Below are 20,896 nucleotides of genomic sequence, written 5' to 3' on the forward strand. Positions count from 1 at the left end.
GGTTCCGCCTTAGGACGTATAATTTTGATAGTAATAGCATTGTAGAGAACATCCACCCGGAAAGCAAGAGAAACACAAAAAGCCGATAGGTGTACGGCATTTTGCAATGTCAACCCCTATCAGCTTCACACTATTTTTCGACTAGTTCACCATGCGCCGCGCTTCAAGCAGCTGATAGGCTCTTACTTTTCTAGGTAGGAATCGACGAATTTCATCTTCATTGTATCCCACTTGAAGTCTTTTCTCATCAAGAATAATCGGTCTTCTTAACAGACCCGGATGTTCTTGTATTAACTCATATAGGCGTTGTAATGGAAGACTTTCCACATCAACGTTTAATTTTTGGAATATCTTAGAACGAGTTGAAATAATTTCATCTGTTCCATCTTCAGTCATACGAAGAATTTCTTTTATTTCATCAATATTCAATGGTTCTGAAAAAATGTTACGTTCAGTATACGGAATCTCGTGTTCCTCTAACCATGCTTTCGCTTTTCTGCATGATGTACAGCTAGGTGAAGTAAATAATGTGACCATCATATGCTGACACTCCCTTTCAGTCGGCTCGAATGTTTTGATTTATATTTTTACGTTTAGATTAGAATTAGTTTAAACTGTCTGCTTCTAATCCCTATTATACACATTTTCATTACTGATTAATACACTTTTCAAGAAATATTAGTTATCCCATCCACAATTGTCACAGTTCCGCAACATAAGCGACTTTAACAAGTATGTGCATGTTCTCTACACTGTTATACCCGGTTCAAGAATTAATTAAACATCTGCTTTGTCAAATAAAAAACTTTCTCATTTAGGTAGTTGCTAATTGACAATAAATTAATGTCTACACTATATAGTACGTTTAAATGTGGGCAAAGGTTTCATATTAATTTAAAAAAATTCAGAAACGTAAAAACGCGTCTCTGAATTCCTCAACCATTTGGGTTTATAAGTAACATTTGGGGAACTACTATTACCTGAATCCATGTATTTCATCGCATTCTTACCATATACTTTATTGAAACATGCAAAAGGACCGGTTCTCTTGTCGAAAACCAGCCCAGTTGCTTCTATTTAAAGTTACTTTTTAAAAGCATCAAATTCGCGCTGTGAGCAAAGGACAAAATGTCCTGGTGTCACTTCACGCATGATTACTTCTTCATCCTCAAGATACTTATGTGATGTTGGATCGTAACTTTTGCGTACACGGCTACGCTCATAAGCTGGATCTGGCAACGGAATCGCAGAAAGTAGCGATTGTGTATAAGGATGGAAAGGCGCCGTATAGATTGTTTCGGCTGGTCCGATCTCGACAAGTTTCCCGAAATGCATAACACCAATTCGATCCGAGATATATTTTACCATTGACAAGTCATGCGCTATGAATAGATAGGTTAGTCCTCTTTCTTCTTGAAGCTCTTTCAACAAGTTGACGACTTGCGCTTGAATAGATACGTCCAAAGCTGAAATCGGCTCATCTGCGATAATGAATTCTGGTTCAACAGCTAGCGCACGTGCAATTCCAAGACGCTGACGCTGACCGCCAGAAAACTCATGCGGATAACGATTGGCATGCTCACGATTCAATCCTACCGTCTCAAGAAGTTCATGGACACGTGCAGTACGTTCCTTCGAGTTCTTCACAAGACCATGAATATCGAGGCCTTCAGCAATGATATCAAGCACTTTCATACGCGGATTTAAGGATGCATATGGATCTTGGAAGATCATCTGCATTTTCCGGTTGAAAGCTTTCAGTTCTTTTTTCGATTTTTTTGCATGGACGTCGATGCCATCATAGATGACTTCCCCGCCTGTTGCATCGTAAAGACGAATGATTGTACGACCGGTTGTTGATTTACCGCAACCGGATTCACCGACAATACCAAGCGTCTCCCCTTTATAGATGTCGAATGTAATATCGTCAACAGCACGCACTTCATTCTTTGTTCCGACATTGAAATACTGTTTCAAGTTTTTGATTTCAAGTAATTTTTCAGCCATTATTGAACACCTCCTGCATTGCCTTCATAATATCGGCTGCCAGGGAATCTCTTCATACGCTCGATGACCGCTCCTGGTGGATCCACTTGAGGTGCATCGGGATGGAGCAACCACGTCGCCGCATAATGTGTCTCACTCACTTTAAAGAGAGGCGGAACTTGCTCCATATCAATCTTCATCGCATATTCACTACGCAGTGCAAATGCATCTCCTTTCGGAGGATCCAATAAATCGGGTGGCGTGCCTGGAATCGCATATAATTTATCTTCAGTTGCATCAAGTGACGGCATTGAACTTAGAAGTCCCCATGTATACGGATGCTGCGGGTTGTAAAAGACTTCATCAACTGTTCCCACTTCGACGATTCGGCCGCCATACATGACAGCTACACGGTCTGCTACGTTAGCTACGACTCCGAGATCATGTGTGATGAAAATGATAGACGTATCGATTTTCTTTTGTAAGTCTTTCATCAATTCTAGGATTTGCGCTTGAATCGTAACATCCAAAGCTGTCGTCGGCTCATCTGCAATAAGAAGCTTCGGATTACATGCCAAGGCAACAGCAATGACGATACGTTGGCGCTGCCCACCAGAAAATTGGTGCGGGTATTGCTTCATACGCATTTCTGGCTTTGGCATTCCGACTAGGGTTAACAACTCAATAGACTTTTTTCGAGCATCCGTTTTACTTAGTTTCTGATGCTTTAGTAAAGGCTCCATAATCTGATTACCAATTGTCATTGTCGGATTTAGTGATGTCATCGGATCTTGGAAAATCATCGAAATGTCTTTTCCTCTTACTTTTTGCATTTCTTTTTCGGAAATTTTCAGTAAGTCTTTTCCTCCAAATAAAATCTCGCCATTTTTGTACTCAGTACTGGATTTCGGAAGGAGTCGCATAATCGATTTCGTCGTTACAGATTTACCTGAACCCGACTCACCGACGATAGCCAGTGTCTCCCCTTTATAAACTTCAAAATTAACGCCCTGAATCGCTTTCACTTCTCCTGCAAATGTATGGAAGGAAAGCTCCAGGTTTTTCACTTCAACAATTTTCTCCATTTCGCTTTCCTCCTTTAATCTTTCATTTTCGGATCAAGTGCATCACGCAGTCCGTCCCCAATTAAGTTGAACGCAATCATAAGTAAACTTATGATGACCGCTGGGAAGAACAGAATATGCGGCTGATATTCAATGAATTTATAACCATCATTAATTAGTGTTCCAAGAGACGCTTTCGGCGCTTGAAGCCCTAGTCCGATAAAGCTTAAGAATGCCTCGAAGAAAATTGCAGTCGGAATTGTAAACATCATATTAATGACAATAATCGCCATAATATTTGGTAGTAAGTGTTTACTAATAATTCGTGTATCGCTGGCACCAAGGGTTTTAGCTGCCAAGACGAATTCTTGAGTTTTATATTTCAGAACTTGTCCACGTACAATACGGGACATGCCTATCCATCCGGTTATCGAAATGGCTATGATAATGGACCAGATACCTGGCTTCATGATCATAATCATCAGAATGACGATGACCAGCGTCGGAACTCCAATTAGTACTTCGACAATCCGTTGCATAACGTCATCAGTTCGACCTCCATAATAACCGGAAATCCCCCCGTATATAACACCGATTACGACATCAATGACAGCAGCTACAAATGCGATGATGAGAGAAATCTGTGTTCCTTTCCAAAGACGGGAGAACAAGTCGCGTCCAAGGCTATCCGTACCGAACCAGTAGTTAACTTCTACTTTTTTTAATTCATAAAGATTTACTGTTTTAGATCCCAGTTTACCTACACCATCGAAAATACCTAACTTTTCAAGTCCAGGAATTTTTGGGGGTAAGCTTGCATGGGCAACCTTTACATCTTCAGGATCATGTTCAACCATGAAAGGGCCAACAAATGCCATAAATACTATAAATACCAAGATGAACATACTAACGATAGCCGCTTTGTTTTTACGGATACGTAGCCATGCATCTTGCCAAAAACTTAAACTCGGTTTCGAAATCCTTTCAGCATGTGAACTATCGATTGTAATTCGCTCAAATGAATCTTTTGGTAGTTTTTTCATGTTAGTAGTCATTACTTGGAACCTCCAGACAAACGGATACGTGGATCAATGACCCCATAAAGAATATCCACAATTAAAATAATCACAATAAGGAATACTGAGAAGAACATTGTTGTGCCCATGATGACAGCAAAGTCGTTCGAGCTAATTGATTTAACGAACTGTTCACCAATACCTGGGATTGCGAAAATCTGTTCAACGACTAGTGATCCTGTCAATAGCCCTGCTGCAACTGGTCCAAGTACAGTGATTAGCGGAATTAGCGCATTACGGAATGCGTGTTTGAAAGCGATTTCAAACCAATTCGCGCCTTTCGCTTTTGCCAACAAAATATAGTCCGAACTTAACACTTCTATCATTTCCGTTCTGATGAACCTTGCCGCTATTGCAATAGGTCCCATTGCTAGTGCAATTGATGGCAGTATACTGGACTTCCATCCTTCCCATAGTCCGACAGGTAACCACCCAAGCCAAACTGAAAAGACATATTGCAACAATACTGCAAAAACAAAGGATGGTATCGAGATACCAAGAATTGCGATTATGGTACTCCCATAATCCCATACTGTATTTTGCTTCAATGCAGCAATCATTCCAAGAATAATTCCAATTAGGGTACCGAATACGAGTGCCTGGGCGCCTAAAATTGCCGAGTATTTCAATTTTTTCACAATAAGGGTTGTAACGTCTGCATTTTTATATTGGAACGATACACCAAAGTCACCCTTTGCAAGGTTCCCCATATAACGAGCGTACTGTACGGGAATAGGATCGTTCAAGCCATATTTCTCGTAAACGACTTCCCTTTCCTCAATGGATAATTTTGCTGCGGAAGCTAGCGGGGACCCTGGAAGCAGTTTCATAAGAACAAATGTAAATGATGCAATTAGAAATAACGATAGGAACATATAAATAACACGCTTTGTTATATACTTTGCCATTTTAGCACCTCCTGAAATTCATAGATAAAGCGAATGGTGATCAGATGGGCGATTCCTTATCACTCACTGATTGTTAGTCTAGCCATTAAGGGGATTTACCGCCTAGTCATGCAGTATACACTTCATAAAAAACTTTTAATTTAGCTAAGTGCCACTACAATGAATTTTTAGTTTTTTCCTCTTCATTGAAAAAGAGAGTACATGGTCAATTACGCCCATATACTCTCTAATCTATAAGATTTTAAGCTTTCAAAAATACAATTCTTATTTCTCGACTGCTTCCATATACGTCCACTTGTAGCTATAATCTCCGCCAAATGGGTGTGTTGCAAGGCCTTTAACTGCCGGATTCATAAGAACCATTCTTCCGCGTTGATAGTTTGGAGCGATAGCTACGTCATCTTCAAGTAGCATTTTCTCAGCTTCTGCAAACACTTCAAAGCGCTTGATTGGATCATTTGCGTATGTTGTTTTTGTAGATTCAATAAGTTTGTCATACGCTGGGTTAGAATAATTCATTTTGTTTTGTGGGCTTGTAGTTACGAACAATTCCATGAACGAGATTGGATCCTGGAAGTCAGGGCCCCATCCTGCAGATTGGATGTCGTAATCACTAGTATCATCAAGTTCAAGACGGACTGCGAAAGGAACTTCTTTCAGGCTGATTGTTAAACCTGGTAGGTTTCTTTCAAGTTCTGATTTGAACCATTCTTGTTGTTTCTTAGCATTTTCAGTATCTCCGCCAAGAATTTCAAGTGTTACTTTGTCAGTTCCAAGTGCTTTTAGGCCTTTTGCCCAAGACTCTTGCGCTTCTTCAACATTATAAACTGAGAATTCCTTGCTGTAGTCACGGAAATCTTTACCGTCTTCATCAAATGTGAATTCTGTTGGTACTAGGAAGTTAGCAGCAATAGATCCATTAGCAAGGACTGCATCTGCAAGTTCTTCTTTGTTGTACCCTTTTGCGATTGCTTTACGAATGTCAGCATTTGCAAGCGGTGTTGGTTTACCATCACGTACTTGGTTCATTTTGAAATAGAATACAGCTGTTTCAAGCTCATTGATGATAGTTGGATCATCAGCATACTGCATTGCATACTCGGCAGAAAGTGTTACACGGTCTTTCTTGCCTTGTTCATACAATTTTACAGCTGTTGAAGTTTCTTTAACTACATCAACAATGATTTCATCAAGTTTTACAGTATCAGCATCCCAATACTTGTCGTTTTTAACATATTTCCAGTTACCAGTACCATCCCAATCAGCTAATGAGAATGGACCGTTGTAAATCATTGCTTCAGAGTTAGTTGCATATTTATCTCCCTGAGCAGTTACAAATTCTTCGTTAAGTGGTAAGAACGTACCGAAAGACATAAGTGATAGGAAGTAAGCAACTGGACGTTCAAGCTCAATGATAAGCGTTTTATCATCTTCAGCTTTAATGCCTAGATCAGCAATTTCTGCTTTTCCTTCGCCGATTTCAGTTGCGTTTTTAACCATTCCTGCCATCAAATACGGTCCATAAGGTGAAGCCGTATCAGGGTTTATCGCACGCTGCCAAGCATATACAAAGTCATGCGCAGTTACAGGTGTTCCATTAGACCACTCCGCATCACGGATTTTGAATGTATAAGTCAATCCATCTTCACTGATTTCTGGATCTCCTTCTGCCATTGCAGGTACTGGAAGACTCTCTTGGTCAAGACGGTAAAGTCCTTCCATGATGTTGTTCAGAACATTGAAACCTACAGCATCTTCTGAAGATGATGAGTCAATAGAAGGAATCTCTGCTGCTTCAATCAAATTCAAAACTTGTGGTACTTCTTTAGCTGGTTCTTCTGTAGTTCCTTTGTCTTCTTCTTTGTCTTTTACCGGTTCAGTAGTGCCCGCGTCTTCTTTTTTGTCGCCGCACGCTGCTAGGAACACGCTAAGTACAAGCATGATACTAATAAGCCACATAAATTTGTGGTTCTTCAAATCGATGACCCCCTCTAAATTGTCTGAAAACTAGGTACATTTATATTATACAATGATTCTCACAGTTGTACATACCTTTTTGAAATTTCATATAGCACTAGAACATCTTTTTATAGACAAACCCTGTATTGGCAACGCTTACATCAACTATTTTAATCAAGACTTTTTTTTAGATATACCTTTGTTATATTGATTTTTCCATCCTAATACTTTACTATTACTTTGGAACGGGGTGGAAATATGAAGAAGTTAGTTAGGAATTTTCTGATTGCGCACGTTGTGATCATTCTGCTTATTGTCCTTTATTTTAAAGAGCTGACTTTACTCTCTTATATAAACGCGTCTTTCATCGTTGGAGGCGTACTAACATTTCTTGGTCTGGTCTCTTTCGTCTTTTCAACCGGTTTTTTCGATGTATTTACAGTTAGCATGAGAAAAGTAGTTACATCTAAACGCCGGATGGAAGATGTTATGGCGATGCGTAGGCCTTCAGAGATATTTTCTGGAAACGTAAGTCCTATGCTCGGAAGCGGTGCTCTCATCCTTGTTATCATGGGAATTGGACTTCTAATTTTTTATATTTGAGGAGCAAGCCTATTGCATTTTTCAAGTATAAGATTTATAATTATTAGAAACATTTAGAGCGAATGGCAATGACGGAGAAAAGTATTTCAGTATCAGTCTTTCAGAGAGCCTGTGGATGGTGCAAACAGGTAGGCTGAACCGAAAGAATGGGATCCCGAGCTTGATAAGCGAACCTTTTGAATTAATTCGAAGTATATGGACTTTTTGAATTAACCCAATAGAAGCTTGTCACGTCCCCCGCGTTATGGGAATCAGAGTGGCCTTCGGGCAATTCGGGTGGTACCACGGTTGATTAAACATCAGTCGTCCCTTTTTTACGGGGACGACTGATGTTTTTTTGTCTACAAGGATGTAGATGTGCGCCTACAGGATGTAGGTGTGCAACCATTGCCGGGGTCAGCAGGATGCTGATCATGTAGTCGTTGCGACAGGACGTCGCGTTCTTAGACTACCTTCCGTTATCGGCGAACTTTGGTTGCCTTCCATCGGAGCTTTTGCATCATCAAGCTAGCCTGAACTATTTACTTTATCCATCAAACAGGAGGAGATTTTTAAGATGAAAACCATTTTTTCAGGCGTTCAGCCAACAGGAACAGTACATCTTGGCAACTATATCGGTGCCTTCCGTCAATTTACAGAGTTACAAAACGACTATAAATGTCTGTTTTGTATCGTTGACCAGCATGCCATTACCGTCCAACAGGATCCAGTGGAGCTCGCAAAAGCAATCCGTTCTCTCGCGGCAATCTATATTGCAAGTGGGATTAATCCAGAGAAAGCGATTTTGTTTATCCAATCAGAAGTACCTGCACACGCGCAAGCAGGCTGGATGATGCAATGTATTTCGTATATCGGTGAACTCGAGCGAATGACGCAGTTCAAAGATAAATCAGATGGAAAAGAAGGCGTTTCTTCTGCACTTTTAACTTACCCACCATTAATGGCTGCCGATATTCTTCTATATAACACTGATATTGTCCCGGTTGGCGATGATCAAAAGCAGCACCTTGAATTGACGCGTGATCTAGCAGAGCGTTTCAATAAAAGATTCGGCGATATATTGACGATTCCAGAAGTCCGAATTCCGAAGAACGGTGCCCGTATTAAATCACTTCAGGATCCGTTAAAGAAAATGAGTAAATCTGATCCCAATAAAAAAGGAATTATTACACTCCTAGATACACCTAAGGAAATCGAGAAAAAAATTAAAAGTGCAGTAACAGATTCTGATGGCATCGTGAAATTCGACGTGGAAAATAAACCAGGCGTATCGAATTTATTAACAATCGAATCAGCGCTAAGTGGTGTTTCCATCGATGATCTAGTCGCCAAGTATGATGGACTTGGGTATGGCGCATTTAAAGCGGGCGTAGCCGAAGCCGTCATCAATCACCTATCACCTATCCAAGAGAAATATTACGAGCTTCTAGATTCGCCTGTCCTAGATGAAATTCTAGATGTAGGCGCAGTAAAAGCAAATGCGATTGCATCTGTCACTGTCGGGAAGATGGAAGCCGCGATGGGACTCGGGCGTAGACGGTAAGAATAAGCATGATTGTGGATACGACGAATAGCGTAAAATCAGCCGTATGTATAATAAAATAAATGATTTGACTCCATTCGTAACCGAGTGATCTGTAATTAAAATAAAAAATCATATGTGAAACAGTAACAACAATTAGTCCGTAACTGATAAGAAATAAGAATATACGTGTCATTGGCATCGTCCTTTTGATTTTCTTTGATTATATGACGGCATGGCCCCCTTTTAGACGAAGGGGGCTTTTTAATTTGAAAAGAAGGTAATGTGAATATGTGGGGATGAGTTGGCGCAATCCAAAACTGTGAGGGCAAATCTTCAAACTGGCATCGCAAACTTCAGAACTGTTTGGACAAATCACCAAACTGTCATGGCAATCCGAAAAACTGTTAGGATAACACCAAACTGGCATCGCAATCCGAAAAACTGTTAGGACAACTTCAAACTGGCATCGCAAACTACAGATCTGTAAGGGCAAATCTTCAAACTGTCATGGCAATCCGGTAAACTGTTAGGACAACTTCAAACTGGCATCGCAAATTACATAACTGTGAGGGCAAATCACCAAACTGTCATGGCAATCCGTCAAACTGTAAGGACAACTTCAAACTGGCATCGCAAATTACAGAACTGTGAGGGCAAATCACCAAACTGGCATCGCAAACTCCAGAACTGTAAGGGCAACTTCAAACTGGCATCGCAACCCAAAAACCGCAAAAACAAAAAAAACGCCCCAGTAAACTGAGACGTCCTACTAACTTAAGCTTATATTTTTTTAAATACGAGTGATGCGTTATGTCCGCCGAAACCAAGTGAGTTGCTCATTGCGTACGTAATGTCCGCTTTGCGCGCACCTTCAGTTACGTAGTCGAGATCACATTCAGGATCTGGATTCACAAAGTTCATTGTCGGTGGCAGAATTCCTTCTTGCAATGCCTTCACCGTGAAGATTGCTTCCAGTCCACCTGCTGCTCCGAGTAAATGACCCGTCATTGATTTCGTTGAGCTCATCGTAAGTTTATAGGCATGCTCGCCGAAAACCGCTTTTGCTGCCATTGTTTCGAATTGATCGTTATATGGCGTGCTTGTTCCGTGGGCATTAATATAATCGATTTTATCTGGAGTAATACCACTTTGCTCAATCGCCTCTTGCATCGCGCGTGCGCCGCCTTCTCCCCCAGGAGCTGGAGCCGTAATATGATGCGCATCACCTGTTGCACCATAACCAGTTAGTTCAGCGTAAATTTTCGCACCTCGTGCAATTGCATGCTCGTACTCTTCAAGGATTAAAATACCTGCTCCTTCTCCAATTACAAAGCCGTCACGTTCTTTATCAAATGGACGTGATGCAGTTGCAGGATCCGGGTTTAATGACAAGGCTGTATTCGCACAGAAACCAGCAACCGCCATCGTTGTAATTGGCGCTTCTGCTCCGCCTGTAATCATAACGTCAGCATCACCGCGGCGAATAACTTCAAATGCATCCCCTATTGAGTTTGTGCCTGATGCACAAGCTGTTACTGTACAAGAGTTAATACCTTTTGCTCCGTGATAAATAGATACTTGGCCCGCTGCCATATCCGGAATCATCATTGGTACGAAAAATGGACTAACGCGACGATAGCCTTTCTCTTGGAACGTCAGAAACTGTTGCTCATGTGTTTCCATACCACCGATGCCCGATCCAATCCAGACGCCCGTACGAAGAGCTAAATCTCCTTCAAGTTCAAGATTTGCATCTTTCATTGCCATAATCGATGCAGCAAGTGCGTAATGCGTGAACCGATCCATTTTACGCGCGTCTTTCCGCGAGATATACTGTTCTATATCAAAATCTTTGACTTCAGCTGCTACTTTTACAGGGAACTTATCACTATCAAGCCTTGTTAGTGGTCCGATTCCAGATTTTCCTTCCAAGACCGCTTTCCATGACTCCTCCGCCGAATTCCCTACTGGAGAAATTGCACCAATACCTGTTACTACTACACGTTTTATTCCCATATGTGAAAACTTCCCTTCTATTCTATAAAGACTGATTCTATTTGCCACTTTTCATACACCACTAAAAAAAACATGTACTACTTATTTTCCCCACTTAATGCATAATGCGCCCCAAGTGAGACCCCCGCCGAATCCAACCATGACAATAACATCATCATCTTTTACTCTGCCTTCAGCTAAATCATCGACAAGTGAAATTGGAATGGACGCGGCAGATGTATTGCCGTATTTATGGATTGTCTTGGACATTTTTTCAACCGGTAAACCAAGTCGCTCACGGGATGAGTTCATAATTCGTATATTGGCTTGATGCGGAATTAGGAAATCGACGTCTTCCTTCGTTAGACCCGCTTTTTCGATAACACTTTCTGCGGATTCGCCCATTTGACGGACTGCAAATTTGAATACTTCGCGGCCATTCATTACGAGTTTTTCATCCTGATAAAGGTGTTTTCCACCGTTACCATCTGCACCGAGTTCAAATGACAGGATTCCCCGTCCTTCACTTACTTTTCCTATGATAGCTGCACCCGCCCCATCTCCGAAAAGAATAGCGGTATTGCGGTCTTCCCAATTGGTAATTTTAGATAGTTTTTCAACGCCGACAACGAGTACATAATCATATGTGCCCGATTCGATAAACTGTTTCGCTGTTACAACGCCGTACATGAATCCTGCACAGGCCGCTGAAACATCCATTGCCGCTGCATTGGTTGCCCCAAGCTGTTGTTGAAGCATTGTTGACACTGATGGAAAAGGTCGATCAGGTGTTACTGTAGCTACAAGAATGAGTCCGATTTCTTCTGGTTTGATTCCTGCATTGTTGATTGCTTCTACAGCAGCGTTGTATGCCATATGGGACGTATCCGTTGACTCGTCCGCGATGCGTCTTTCTTCGATGCCTGTCATTGTACGAATCCATTCATCCGATGTATCCAAACGCTTTTCAAGATCCGCGTTCGTCAAAACGTGTGATGGTACGTATTTACCCATACCGATAAATCCAGCAATCATTCCGCTTCCCCCGCTCTTTATCATCTATTATTAGTACCTGCTCTTAATCATAAAAGAAACGGGCTCACTTTTCAACCTACTGACACTTTTTCGCCAAATAAAGTTCGGTTTGCATGGATATTTGTTTCTCCAATGTATCCTCTGTGATATGATGAAATATGAAATAGTAATGTAGAGGTGAATTCAATGAAATACGTAATGACATTTTTCTGGTCTTTCTGTTTAATTTCAATGTTGAACTACGTTTCTGGAGCAATCGCTAACGTACCTGTTTTTGACTTCATGACAGGCGCAATCGTTTCAGCCGTCGTTTCTGTAATCATAATCTTACTGGCAGAATCTTTCCCAGAAGGCGAAATTGCAGATCATTAATCAACAAGAAACCATCTCCCTCGCTGGAGATGGTTTTTATATTGGATGCATTCACGTCTATTTATTAACCATTTATTTGCATAAATCACTGGTGAGAAGGGCTTAATGACCTTCATTTTTCACTGGACTGTTTTAGGCCTGCTTACGGCTAACTATTCGTGACAGATTTACTGAGGGGGCCTAGTGTGTCTAGAAGTGACACTGTCACTTCTAGACACACTTTCTTCAGTAATCCTGTTGTGAATAGTTGCCTGTCGCGACCCTACACTGTTCCAGTGAAAAATGCAGTTGTTTTGGAAGTAAAGAGTAGATGTCTTTCTATATAGATTGTAAGTGCCCGAAGATGCAATTTCGGGCACTATTGCACGTTGTATAATGTGCTTCTTGCTTACTTTTAGCAAAGAGTGTGCCTCTAATCATGTGATACCCTATAGAAAGTGACACTTCTTTAATTAAAAAGAAAAAACTATAGAGAAAGTTTCAGCCGCCAAAATTGCATCTTTGGCGGCTTTTCTCCAGGTAGGAAGTCAGCTATTCTTTCGTCCCAAAAAGCTTCAGCACTACTTGTACTTATGCATTTGGAGAGCGACGGATGAAGGACCACCATACGATTAACGGAAAAAGTGTGTAGGATGCGACAAAGTCGCATCCCTACACATCCAGATATCTCGGTAACCGTAATAGAAGTCATTCAATCCAAAGCAACCCAAATGCAACTATACACGTAGCACTCAGGATGTGATCAAGCTATTTGCTAGTTACTAAAAGAAGCCGCAGGAAGTTCAAACTTCCTGCTGCTTCCCTATATTAATCTGTTTGAATACCTAATTTTCCGTCTTCCATAGCTAAAATGAGCTTATCATTTGGCTTACGTTCACCTTTAATGATTTCTTTTGCAACCATTGTTTCAACATGGCGTTGGATAAAGCGTTTCAATGGCCGTGCACCGAAATCAGCATCTGTGCCTTCATTTACAATCCAATCAAGCACGTCTTCACTATACTCCATAACGATTTCTTGTCCGCGTAATCGTTTGACGAGGTCTTCAATCATTTTCCGTGCGATCCTCCGGAATGATTTGCCCGTAAGTGAATGGAAAATAATGATGTCATCCATCCGATTTAATAGCTCGGGTTTGAAATGATTTTTTAATTCGGCCATGACTAAATCTTCGGCTGCATGATTTTCTGTAGCATCGAGCCCATGCAGCAAGTACGCCGAGCCGATATTCGAGGTCATGATGACGACGGTGTTCGTAAAGTTGACAAGTCTACCTTGGCTATCTGTGATTCGGCCGTCATCTAATACTTGCAGCAAGATATTTGCGACGTCCGGATGCGCTTTCTCGATTTCATCTAACAGAACCACTGAATATGGATTACGTCGTACTGCTTCCGTTAATTGGCCGCCTTCTTCGTAACCGATATAGCCCGGAGGTGCGCCGACTAGTCGCGATACACTATGTTTTTCCATATATTCCGACATGTCGATGCGGATGAAATGATCTTCCGAATCAAACAGGGTCGCGGCGAGCGTTTTCGCAAGCTCTGTTTTCCCAACGCCAGTTGGTCCCAAAAATAGGAATGAGCCGATTGGTTTGTCTGGGTCTTTAATGCCCGCACGTGCGCGCCACACGGCTTCCGTCACTAGTTGCACAGCGTCGTCCTGTCCGATTACACGCTCTTCAAGTGTTTCACGCAGACGGAGCAGTTTTTCACGTTCACCTTCAACAAGTTTCGTCACCGGTATACCCGTCCAACGCCCAACAATCATCGCAATTTCTTCTTCCGTCACTTCTTCACGGAGCAAACGGTTTTCCTGCCCCTCTACAAGTACAGACTCAAGGTCATGCAATTCACTTTCGAGCGTCGGGATTTTCCCATAAGTGAGTTCCGCAGCTTTATTCAAATCAAAACGATTTTCAGCTTCTGCAAGTTCACGTCTGTAGCGGTCGAGCTTCTCACGCTTATCCTGGATTCCACGTAAAGTTTCTTTTTCAGAATCCCATTGCGCACGCATACCTGACGACGAATCTTTCAGCTCTTTCAATTCGTCACGAAGCACTTCAAGACGATTTTTACTGACTGCGTCTTTTTCTTTGCGTAACGCTTGCTCTTCAATTTCAAGCTGCATAATCCGGCGTGTCACTGCATCCAGCTCGGATGGCATGGAATCGATTTCTGTCCGAATCATCGCACTCGCTTCATCTATTAAGTCGATTGCTTTATCCGGCAAGAAACGCTCTGTTAAATAACGGTCTGATAATGTTGCTGCTGCAACAATCGCCCGGTCATGAATGCGCACACCATGGTGAAGTTCATAGCGTTCTTTCAGCCCCCGTAAAATCGACACGGTATCTTCAACAGACGGTTCACGAACGAGTACTTGCTGGAAACGACGTTCAAGCGCTGGATCTTTTTCGATATACATCCGGTACTCGTCAAGTGTCGTTGCGCCGATACAGTACAATTCACCGCGTGCAAGCATCGGTTTTAGCATATTGCCCGCGTCCATTGCGCCTTCCGTTTTTCCTGCGCCGACAATTGTATGGATTTCATCGATGAAAAGAATGATCTCCCCAGCGCTATCTTTCACCTGTTTCAGTACACCTTTTAAGCGCTCTTCAAATTCACCGCGGTATTTTGCGCCCGCGATAAGTGAACTCATATCAAGTTCAAAAATTTGGCGATCTTTCAATCCTTCCGGCACGTCACCTTTCACAATTCGTTGCGCAAGTCCTTCTACGATTGCTGTCTTCCCGACACCAGGTTCTCCAATTAGTACAGGATTATTTTTAGTCTTTCTCGATAAAATCCGAATAACATTGCGAATTTCCTCATCACGTCCGATAACCGGATCCATTTTCCCTTTTTTAACTTCTTCTACAAGATTCCGTCCAAATTGTTCAAGAGGTGTACGCTGGTCTTCTTGTTGTCCATCCATTCGCATATACATCCACCTTTCTATATGTCTCATCTGACTTTGACTATCTTTGATTAATTAAATTATAGAATGGATTTGATTGAAAGTAAAGCGATTTGCACAGTGCTTAATTAATGAATAAATGGTCATAAAAAAAACTCCAAAAAGGTATTCTTACCCTTTCGGAATTTCATAGTTAATTGTACAGATTACGGGTGGCCACTATAACACCGTCTTCATCTGCATAAACATAGTGGTTGGGGATCCAGTCTACGTCTCCGAAATTTAGTTTACTACCCTTTTCCCCGTTCCCCTCTTTTTTACTCTTCATCGGGTTGCTATCAAGTGCTAACACCCCAATATTTTGTTCAATCAATTCTGCCGTATCGCGGACACATCCGTAAATGATGACACCAGCAAGCTTGCGGGTTTCTGCAATATCTCCTAAATTGTCACCCATTAATGCACACTTTTTAGAACCGCCGCCATCGACAACAAGGACACTTCCTTCTGGAATCGTTTGCAGCGCCTCTTTTACTAATACGTTATCCTCAAATACTTTCACGGTAGATATTGGGCCAGAGAATCTTTTGTTTTTGCCATACGATTTAAATTCCGTTGAACAAACTTGCAATTCATTTGAATAATCATCACATACATCGGCAGTTTTTATCGACATTTGAACACACTCCCCTTTTTAAAGTTATTTCCTATATTTATAGAATTCGACAATATTTCTTTATTCCTTTTTTAATGTGAAATAAAATAGGATTGTAGACCTAACAAGGGAAGATCTGAATTGTGGGATTACGCACGTTTTCCAATGTTTACCCGCGGTTTCAACGATTTATCCGCCCCCCCACAAAAAAAAGGCCGCGCGACTTATCTCTAAGTCGCACGGCCTTCCTATTTTCTATTATCTTACGCCTAATGCTATTTTTGCATAACGAGACATATTATCTCTTGACCATGGTGGACTCCAAATGATGTTAACATCTACGTTTTTCACTTCTGGAAGTTCCATCAGTTCTTGTGTAACGTTGGCAACGATTTGCGGTCCCATTGGACAGCCCATCGATGTTAGTGTCATTGTCACTTTTGACGTACCTTCTTCGTCCAACTCTACATCATATACAAGACCTAAGTTGACGATATCGACTCCAAGTTCCGGGTCAATTACGTTTTCAAGTGCCCCCATCATGCTATCTTTCATATCCTGGCTCATCTTCATCCCTCATTTCGTGTTTTTACTATCTCAATCATAGCAGAGTTCAGCTCTTCATTTCAAATGCCAAGCAAGCCAATCTGCGGCTTGAAGCATTCCCGCCCTAGAAACCGCATGGCCCGCAGTTTCATTTGAAACAAATTCAATTCGTTCCGGCGCAGCCGCATACTCCTTTTTGATTGCCTTATAAAAGTTGTGCGTCGGTTCATAGGGCACAACTGTATCCTGCTCGCCATGCCAAAAGTAGATAGGCCTGTTGTTCAATGCGGATGGGTGTTTTGTTAAATCAAACGTAGATAATGTGGCTAATAATTTCTTTTTTTCTTCATCAGTGATGGGTAATTTAAAACCACGACGTTCAAACCCAGACATTTGTGCTTTCGCTAACTGGACAAAGCCAGGCGCCCCCATCATAACGGCGGCGGCATCGACCCAATCATAGACAGCGAGGCAGCCAAGCGTCGTAATACCGCCCATCGATGTGCCCCCCAAACCAATTTTCCCTGTTGAATGAAGCCCGCGTTGCACCAGCTCTTCACGAATGAAACTCACTTCTTCAATTGACGTCAAAACGATTTCCCAAAACCGCAAACTTAGTTGAACTTCATCCAGATTATCTTCCCGGGCACCATGTAGATGCGCGTCAGGTAAGAGAACTCGTATACCCTGCTTTGCCATATTGTAGGCATAATGCAAATTATGCTCTTTAGCACTCGTAAATCCGTGAATAAAAATGACGACTGGAACTTGTTTGTCTTTAAACTCATCTTCAACTATATGCAATAAGGGGATATCGCCCCATAACTCTTCGGTTACATTCATCGAAATCACACCTTTTCCTTTTCACTTGAGCGTACCAAAGTTTTTCTAAAAAAACAAAAAGCACGATTTCATGAAGAGATTTTTTGACTTGAATCCTATGTTAACGATAGACTACTTAATAGAAGGAGGCGTTTTTTTGAAGCCACATTTAATCGTCCTCGATCTTGACGGGACATTACTGACAGACGAAAAAGTAATTTCAGATAAAACCAAGCTTACACTGAAAAAAGCAGAAGAAAAAGGCCATCACATTATGATTGCGACTGGAAGACCGTACCGCGCGAGTGAAGTGTATTACCGTCAGCTTGGACTTAAAACACCGATTGTCAATTTCAACGGTGCATTCGTTCACCATCCTTATGATCAATCTTGGAAAACGATTCATGAAACAATCTCACTACCTGTAGTGAAAGACGTCATTGATGCGATGCAGCAATTTACATTCCATAATATTGTTGCCGAAGTGATGGATGATGTATACATGCATCATCACGATGAAAAACTGCTTGATATTTTTGGATTTGGTGATCCTAAAATAACGCAAGGAGACATTCGGAACTTTTTGCAAGTCGATCCTACAAGTTTACTGATCCATGCACCTGACGATAAAGTCGATGCAATTAGACGCCATCTCGGCGATGTACACGCAGAAGTCATTGATCATCGTCAATGGGGAGCTCCGTGGAAAGTCATTGAAATCGTACGGCATGGCTTGAATAAAGCTGTCGGACTTTCACATGTCTCGAAGTGGATGGATATTCCCAGAGAGCGGATTATCGCTTTTGGTGATGAAGACAATGACCTTGAAATGATTGACTATGCTGGAGTCGGGGTTGCAATGGGCAATGGCATTGATCGCCTGAAATCGATTGCAGATGAAGTAACAGACACGAATAATGAGGATGGCATTGCACGGGTGCTCCGCGAAAGGTTACACTTGGAATAACTATAATTATCCAATGGAGGGAAATACATGAGAATATTTGCGGACAGTGCAAGTGATTTACCAAAGTCATTTTTCGAAGACAATGATGTAACACTCTTCCCATTACGCGTCCTCATCGATGACCAAGAGTACGACGATATAATGACAATTGATTCTAAAGAAGTCTACCAAGCCATTCGTGATGGTAAACAGCCTAAAACGTCACAAGTATCACCTGAACTGTTCCTTCGGAAGTGGAAGGAACTCGCCTCATCAGGTGAAAGTGGGATTTACATCGCTTTTTCTTCCGTGTTATCCGGGACATACGACACCGCAATCATGACTGGAGATCAAGCGAAAGAAACGAATCCGAATATGAACCTTATTATTATCGATTCAAGATGTGCTTCGCTTGGTTACGGACTTCTAGTAAAAGAAGCAGTTCGGCTACGCGATGCGGGAGAAGACGATGTGCGTACGATAGAGAGAAAAATCCGATACATGGCGGCACATATGGAGCATCTCTTCACCGTGCAAGACCTTGATTATATGGCGCGCGGTGGTCGCGTATCTAAAACAAGTGCATTCATTGGCGGGCTGCTGAATATTAAACCCCTGCTCCACGTCGAAGGCGGTAAACTTGTTCCGATTGAAAAACACCGTGGACGCAAAAAAGTATTGCGCCGTATGACTGAGCTCATGGCAGAGCGCGGCGATCAGCTTGCTGAACAGACGATTGCAATTTGCCATAGTGACGACGAAGGCATAGCACTCGAATTGAAAGCCATAATAGAAGAACAATTCCATCCAAAAAGTATTGAAATTCAAATGATTGGATCTGTTATCGGTGCTCATGTGGGTCCTGGTACAGTAGGCGTCTTTTTCTTGAATAAAGTTAATCTTCAATCAGAGGGGGGTTCTTCATCCCCCACTGATTGTTTAAAGAACTTAGGCTAAGAGCGCCACGTCCTGTGGCAATGCCTAAGTAACCAACATCCTGTTGGCCCTAACCATTCGGGCTTTTACGGGCAGTTGATCGCCCACTTATTCTTCTTGTGCCCTTGTAGACTTGAAGTGGGGGTCTTACTGCCCGTTAATGCAGGATAAAGTTAATCAGTAATCTGGTTCGAGGAGGATTTATTGATGAAGATTATAATTGTCGGTGCAATTGCGGGCGGTTCCACTGTCGCCGCACAAATTAGACGCGCAGTTCCAGAATCGGAAATTATATTAGTTGGACGTGATCCGGTACTTGGTTATGGTACATGCGGAATGCCATACGTCATCGGGGGATTAATTGAAGATAAGTGGCAGTTAGTTGGCTCGTCTCCCGAAAAGTTTAGCGAGCAAAGAGATATAACCGTTAAGTTAGGGCATGATGTACTTGCCATTAATCGGGAACAGAAAACGGTTGAAGTGCGTAATATGGAAACAGATCATGTCTTTACGGAATCCTACGACAAACTTATTTTATCGCCTGGTGGAATCGCCCGTACACCTGACTTAAAAGGACTCGGTGATTTACCTTTATTTACACTGAAGAACTTTAGGGAAATGGAAGAAATTATCGACTATATTGAACGTGAAAAACCGAAGGCGTGCGCTGTTATTGGAGGCGGATTCATCGGGGTTGAACTTATTGAGAACTTCATCAACAGAGGATTAAAAACAGCACTTATTGATCGCAATGAGCGCGTCATGAAAGTAATGGATCCTGAAATATCACAAGTGCTTGGCAAGGAAATGAAGGATAATAAGGTCGACTTCTACTTCGAGGATAGCATCGAACGCATTGAAGGCAAGCGCTTGATTATGAAAAATGGCATGGACTTTGAAGTTGACTTTATCGCGGCTAGCATTGGAATAGACCCTGATACGCAACTCGCGGTTGAAGCGGATTTACACATTGGACCGACGAAAGGGATTGTCGTCAACAGCTATATGCAGACAAATGATCCTGACATTTACGCAATTGGCGACGCGGCTGAATGTAAAGATTGGTTCACGGGTAAACCGAAAAGCGTGAAACTAGCTTGGCCTGCGCACAGGCAATCGTTCATCGTTGCGCGCCATCTGGCCGGTAATCCAGTCGAAATGAATGGGCTCCTGGGCACGACGATTACGAAATTGTTTGCTCTGACCGCGGCTATGACAGGTCATTCCGCGAATAGCTTAACAGACGAAGGGATCGAATTTGGCACAGCCGTCTATGAAGGCCGAACAAATGCAGGTTATTACCCCGACCACGGGCATATTTTACTGCGTGTTCATTATGACGTAAAATCCCGGCTCATCCTGGGCGCACAGGCGGTCGGTGATAAAGGAGTCGACAAACGAATAGACGTCATTGCAACCGCAATCATGGGCAAAATGACTGTCGATGACCTGGCTGCCCTTGAACTCGGCTACTCCCCACCCTATTCATCACCGAAAGATCCCGTTAATATGATTGGGTATAAAGCGCGTTAAAAAACACCAG

At 42.1% G+C, this 20,896-nt stretch carries 19 protein-coding genes and 1 other annotated feature; of the genes, 6 read left to right on the forward strand and 13 right to left on the reverse strand.

Going from position 1 to position 20,896, the window contains the following annotated elements; all coding sequences use genetic code 11:
- Nucleotides 1-141: 141 nt before the first annotated feature.
- From spxA to I2483_RS07440, 6 genes are all read right to left on the reverse strand, one after another.
- A complete protein-coding gene (spxA, locus tag I2483_RS07415) occupies nt 142-537 on the reverse strand; it encodes a transcriptional regulator SpxA (protein ID WP_186669618.1) in 396 nt (131 codons plus the stop codon).
- Nucleotides 538-1,083: 546 nt separating this feature from the next.
- The gene (locus I2483_RS07420) at nt 1,084-2,007 is read right to left on the reverse strand and encodes an ABC transporter ATP-binding protein (protein ID WP_207174921.1); all 924 of its coding nucleotides are present in this window, start codon (nt 2,005-2,007) and stop codon (nt 1,084-1,086) included.
- Nucleotides 2,007-3,071, reverse strand: a complete 1,065-nt coding sequence (locus tag I2483_RS07425) for an ABC transporter ATP-binding protein (RefSeq protein WP_207174923.1) — start codon at nt 3,069-3,071, stop codon at nt 2,007-2,009. The genes I2483_RS07420 and I2483_RS07425 overlap by 1 nt, the downstream gene beginning before the upstream one ends.
- A 14-nt stretch (nt 3,072-3,085) precedes the next feature.
- Nucleotides 3,086-4,105 (reverse strand): oligopeptide ABC transporter permease, encoded by a 1,020-nt coding sequence (opp3C, locus tag I2483_RS07430; protein WP_275955992.1) that lies wholly within the window; start codon nt 4,103-4,105, stop codon nt 3,086-3,088.
- Nucleotides 4,105-5,034: an oligopeptide ABC transporter permease gene (gene opp3b / locus I2483_RS07435; protein ID WP_207174925.1), complete on the reverse strand. Its 930-nt coding sequence runs from the start codon at nt 5,032-5,034 to the stop codon at nt 4,105-4,107. The genes opp3C and opp3b overlap by 1 nt, the downstream gene beginning before the upstream one ends.
- A gap of 264 nt (nt 5,035-5,298) precedes the next feature.
- The gene (locus I2483_RS07440) at nt 5,299-7,011 is read right to left on the reverse strand and encodes a peptide ABC transporter substrate-binding protein (protein WP_186669295.1); all 1,713 of its coding nucleotides are present in this window, start codon (nt 7,009-7,011) and stop codon (nt 5,299-5,301) included.
- A 240-nt stretch (nt 7,012-7,251) separates the two neighbouring features.
- Between I2483_RS07440 and I2483_RS07445 the strand changes: the two genes are divergently transcribed.
- Both I2483_RS07445 and trpS read left to right on the forward strand, forming a co-directional pair.
- Nucleotides 7,252-7,596 (forward strand): DUF3899 domain-containing protein, encoded by a 345-nt coding sequence (locus I2483_RS07445; RefSeq protein WP_207174927.1) that lies wholly within the window; start codon nt 7,252-7,254, stop codon nt 7,594-7,596.
- 59 nt (nt 7,597-7,655) lie between these two features.
- Nucleotides 7,656-7,910, forward strand: a binding site (T-box leader).
- Nucleotides 7,911-8,152: 242 nt separating this feature from the next.
- On the forward strand, nt 8,153-9,139 hold the full coding sequence (trpS, locus tag I2483_RS07450) for a tryptophan--tRNA ligase (protein WP_207174929.1): 987 nt from the start codon (nt 8,153-8,155) through the stop codon (nt 9,137-9,139).
- On the opposite strand, the gene I2483_RS19740 is transcribed toward trpS, so the two are convergent.
- The 3 genes from I2483_RS19740 to I2483_RS07460 all read right to left on the reverse strand — a co-directional run bounded on the left by I2483_RS19740 (nt 9,090) and on the right by I2483_RS07460 (nt 12,151).
- Nucleotides 9,090-9,320: a YuzI family membrane protein gene (locus I2483_RS19740; protein WP_481886324.1), complete on the reverse strand. Its 231-nt coding sequence runs from the start codon at nt 9,318-9,320 to the stop codon at nt 9,090-9,092. The two genes, trpS and I2483_RS19740, sit on opposite strands and share 50 nt — an antisense overlap.
- A gap of 581 nt (nt 9,321-9,901) precedes the next feature.
- On the reverse strand, nt 9,902-11,137 hold the full coding sequence (gene fabF, locus I2483_RS07455) for a beta-ketoacyl-ACP synthase II (RefSeq protein ID WP_207174931.1): 1,236 nt from the start codon (nt 11,135-11,137) through the stop codon (nt 9,902-9,904).
- A gap of 81 nt (nt 11,138-11,218) precedes the next feature.
- Nucleotides 11,219-12,151, reverse strand: coding sequence for a beta-ketoacyl-ACP synthase III (locus I2483_RS07460; protein ID WP_207174933.1), 933 nt, complete (start codon nt 12,149-12,151; stop codon nt 11,219-11,221).
- Between the two features lie 186 nt (nt 12,152-12,337).
- Here I2483_RS07460 and I2483_RS07465 point away from each other — a divergent pair, with 186 nt between their 5' ends.
- Entirely contained in the window at nt 12,338-12,523 is a 186-nt protein-coding gene (locus tag I2483_RS07465) for a YjzD family protein (protein WP_186669272.1), read from the forward strand.
- A gap of 807 nt (nt 12,524-13,330) precedes the next feature.
- On the opposite strand, the gene I2483_RS07470 is transcribed toward I2483_RS07465, so the two are convergent.
- From I2483_RS07470 to I2483_RS07485, 4 genes are all read right to left on the reverse strand, one after another.
- Entirely contained in the window at nt 13,331-15,466 is a 2,136-nt protein-coding gene (locus I2483_RS07470) for an ATP-dependent Clp protease ATP-binding subunit (protein ID WP_207174935.1), read from the reverse strand.
- A gap of 175 nt (nt 15,467-15,641) precedes the next feature.
- The gene (gene rraA, locus I2483_RS07475; RefSeq protein WP_207174937.1) at nt 15,642-16,124 is read right to left on the reverse strand and encodes a ribonuclease E activity regulator RraA; all 483 of its coding nucleotides are present in this window, start codon (nt 16,122-16,124) and stop codon (nt 15,642-15,644) included.
- A gap of 237 nt (nt 16,125-16,361) precedes the next feature.
- Nucleotides 16,362-16,670 (reverse strand): metal-sulfur cluster assembly factor, encoded by a 309-nt coding sequence (locus I2483_RS07480; RefSeq protein ID WP_067211901.1) that lies wholly within the window; start codon nt 16,668-16,670, stop codon nt 16,362-16,364.
- Nucleotides 16,671-16,724: 54 nt separating this feature from the next.
- Nucleotides 16,725-17,492, reverse strand: coding sequence for a dienelactone hydrolase family protein (locus I2483_RS07485; RefSeq protein WP_207174939.1), 768 nt, complete (start codon nt 17,490-17,492; stop codon nt 16,725-16,727).
- Between the two features lie 136 nt (nt 17,493-17,628).
- Here I2483_RS07485 and I2483_RS07490 point away from each other — a divergent pair, with 136 nt between their 5' ends.
- The 3 genes from I2483_RS07490 (at nt 17,629) to I2483_RS07500 (ending at nt 20,886) form a co-directional block, all read left to right on the forward strand.
- Complete coding sequence (locus I2483_RS07490) at nt 17,629-18,438, forward strand: Cof-type HAD-IIB family hydrolase (protein ID WP_186669252.1); 810 nt, start codon at nt 17,629-17,631, stop codon at nt 18,436-18,438.
- Nucleotides 18,439-18,465: 27 nt separating this feature from the next.
- Nucleotides 18,466-19,374, forward strand: coding sequence for a DegV family protein (locus I2483_RS07495; protein ID WP_207174941.1), 909 nt, complete (start codon nt 18,466-18,468; stop codon nt 19,372-19,374).
- A 186-nt stretch (nt 19,375-19,560) separates the two neighbouring features.
- A complete protein-coding gene (locus tag I2483_RS07500) occupies nt 19,561-20,886 on the forward strand; it encodes a CoA-disulfide reductase (protein WP_346267706.1) in 1,326 nt (441 codons plus the stop codon).
- Nucleotides 20,887-20,896 lie beyond the last annotated feature (10 nt).

This window comes from Sporosarcina sp. E16_3 (assembly GCF_017347125.1).
GTDB lineage: Bacteria > Bacillota > Bacilli > Bacillales_A > Planococcaceae > Sporosarcina.

Excerpts from the sequence above, each read along its gene's own strand:
- I2483_RS07495 (WP_207174941.1), top strand. The coding sequence starts at position 18,466 with ATGAGAATATTTGCGGACAGTGCAAGTGATTTACCAAAGTCATTTTTC.
- I2483_RS07485 (WP_207174939.1), bottom strand. The coding sequence starts at position 17,492 with ATGAATGTAACCGAAGAGTTATGGGGCGATATCCCCTTATTGCATATA.
- I2483_RS07480 (WP_067211901.1), bottom strand. The coding sequence starts at position 16,670 with ATGAGCCAGGATATGAAAGATAGCATGATGGGGGCACTTGAAAACGTA.
- rraA (WP_207174937.1), bottom strand. The coding sequence starts at position 16,124 with ATGTCGATAAAAACTGCCGATGTATGTGATGATTATTCAAATGAATTG.
- fabF (WP_207174931.1), bottom strand. The coding sequence starts at position 11,137 with ATGGGAATAAAACGTGTAGTAGTAACAGGTATTGGTGCAATTTCTCCA.
- opp3b (WP_207174925.1), bottom strand. The coding sequence starts at position 5,034 with ATGGCAAAGTATATAACAAAGCGTGTTATTTATATGTTCCTATCGTTA.
- I2483_RS07420 (WP_207174921.1), bottom strand. The coding sequence starts at position 2,007 with ATGGCTGAAAAATTACTTGAAATCAAAAACTTGAAACAGTATTTCAAT.
- I2483_RS19740 (WP_481886324.1), bottom strand. The coding sequence starts at position 9,320 with ATGCCAATGACACGTATATTCTTATTTCTTATCAGTTACGGACTAATT.
- I2483_RS07425 (WP_207174923.1), bottom strand. The coding sequence starts at position 3,071 with ATGGAGAAAATTGTTGAAGTGAAAAACCTGGAGCTTTCCTTCCATACA.
- I2483_RS07460 (WP_207174933.1), bottom strand. The coding sequence starts at position 12,151 with ATGATTGCTGGATTTATCGGTATGGGTAAATACGTACCATCACACGTT.
- trpS (WP_207174929.1), top strand. The coding sequence starts at position 8,153 with ATGAAAACCATTTTTTCAGGCGTTCAGCCAACAGGAACAGTACATCTT.
- I2483_RS07445 (WP_207174927.1), top strand. The coding sequence starts at position 7,252 with ATGAAGAAGTTAGTTAGGAATTTTCTGATTGCGCACGTTGTGATCATT.
- opp3C (WP_275955992.1), bottom strand. The coding sequence starts at position 4,105 with ATGACTACTAACATGAAAAAACTACCAAAAGATTCATTTGAGCGAATT.
- I2483_RS07500 (WP_346267706.1), top strand. The coding sequence starts at position 19,561 with ATGAAGATTATAATTGTCGGTGCAATTGCGGGCGGTTCCACTGTCGCC.
- spxA (WP_186669618.1), bottom strand. The coding sequence starts at position 537 with ATGGTCACATTATTTACTTCACCTAGCTGTACATCATGCAGAAAAGCG.
- I2483_RS07465 (WP_186669272.1), top strand. The coding sequence starts at position 12,338 with ATGAAATACGTAATGACATTTTTCTGGTCTTTCTGTTTAATTTCAATG.
- I2483_RS07470 (WP_207174935.1), bottom strand. The coding sequence starts at position 15,466 with ATGGATGGACAACAAGAAGACCAGCGTACACCTCTTGAACAATTTGGA.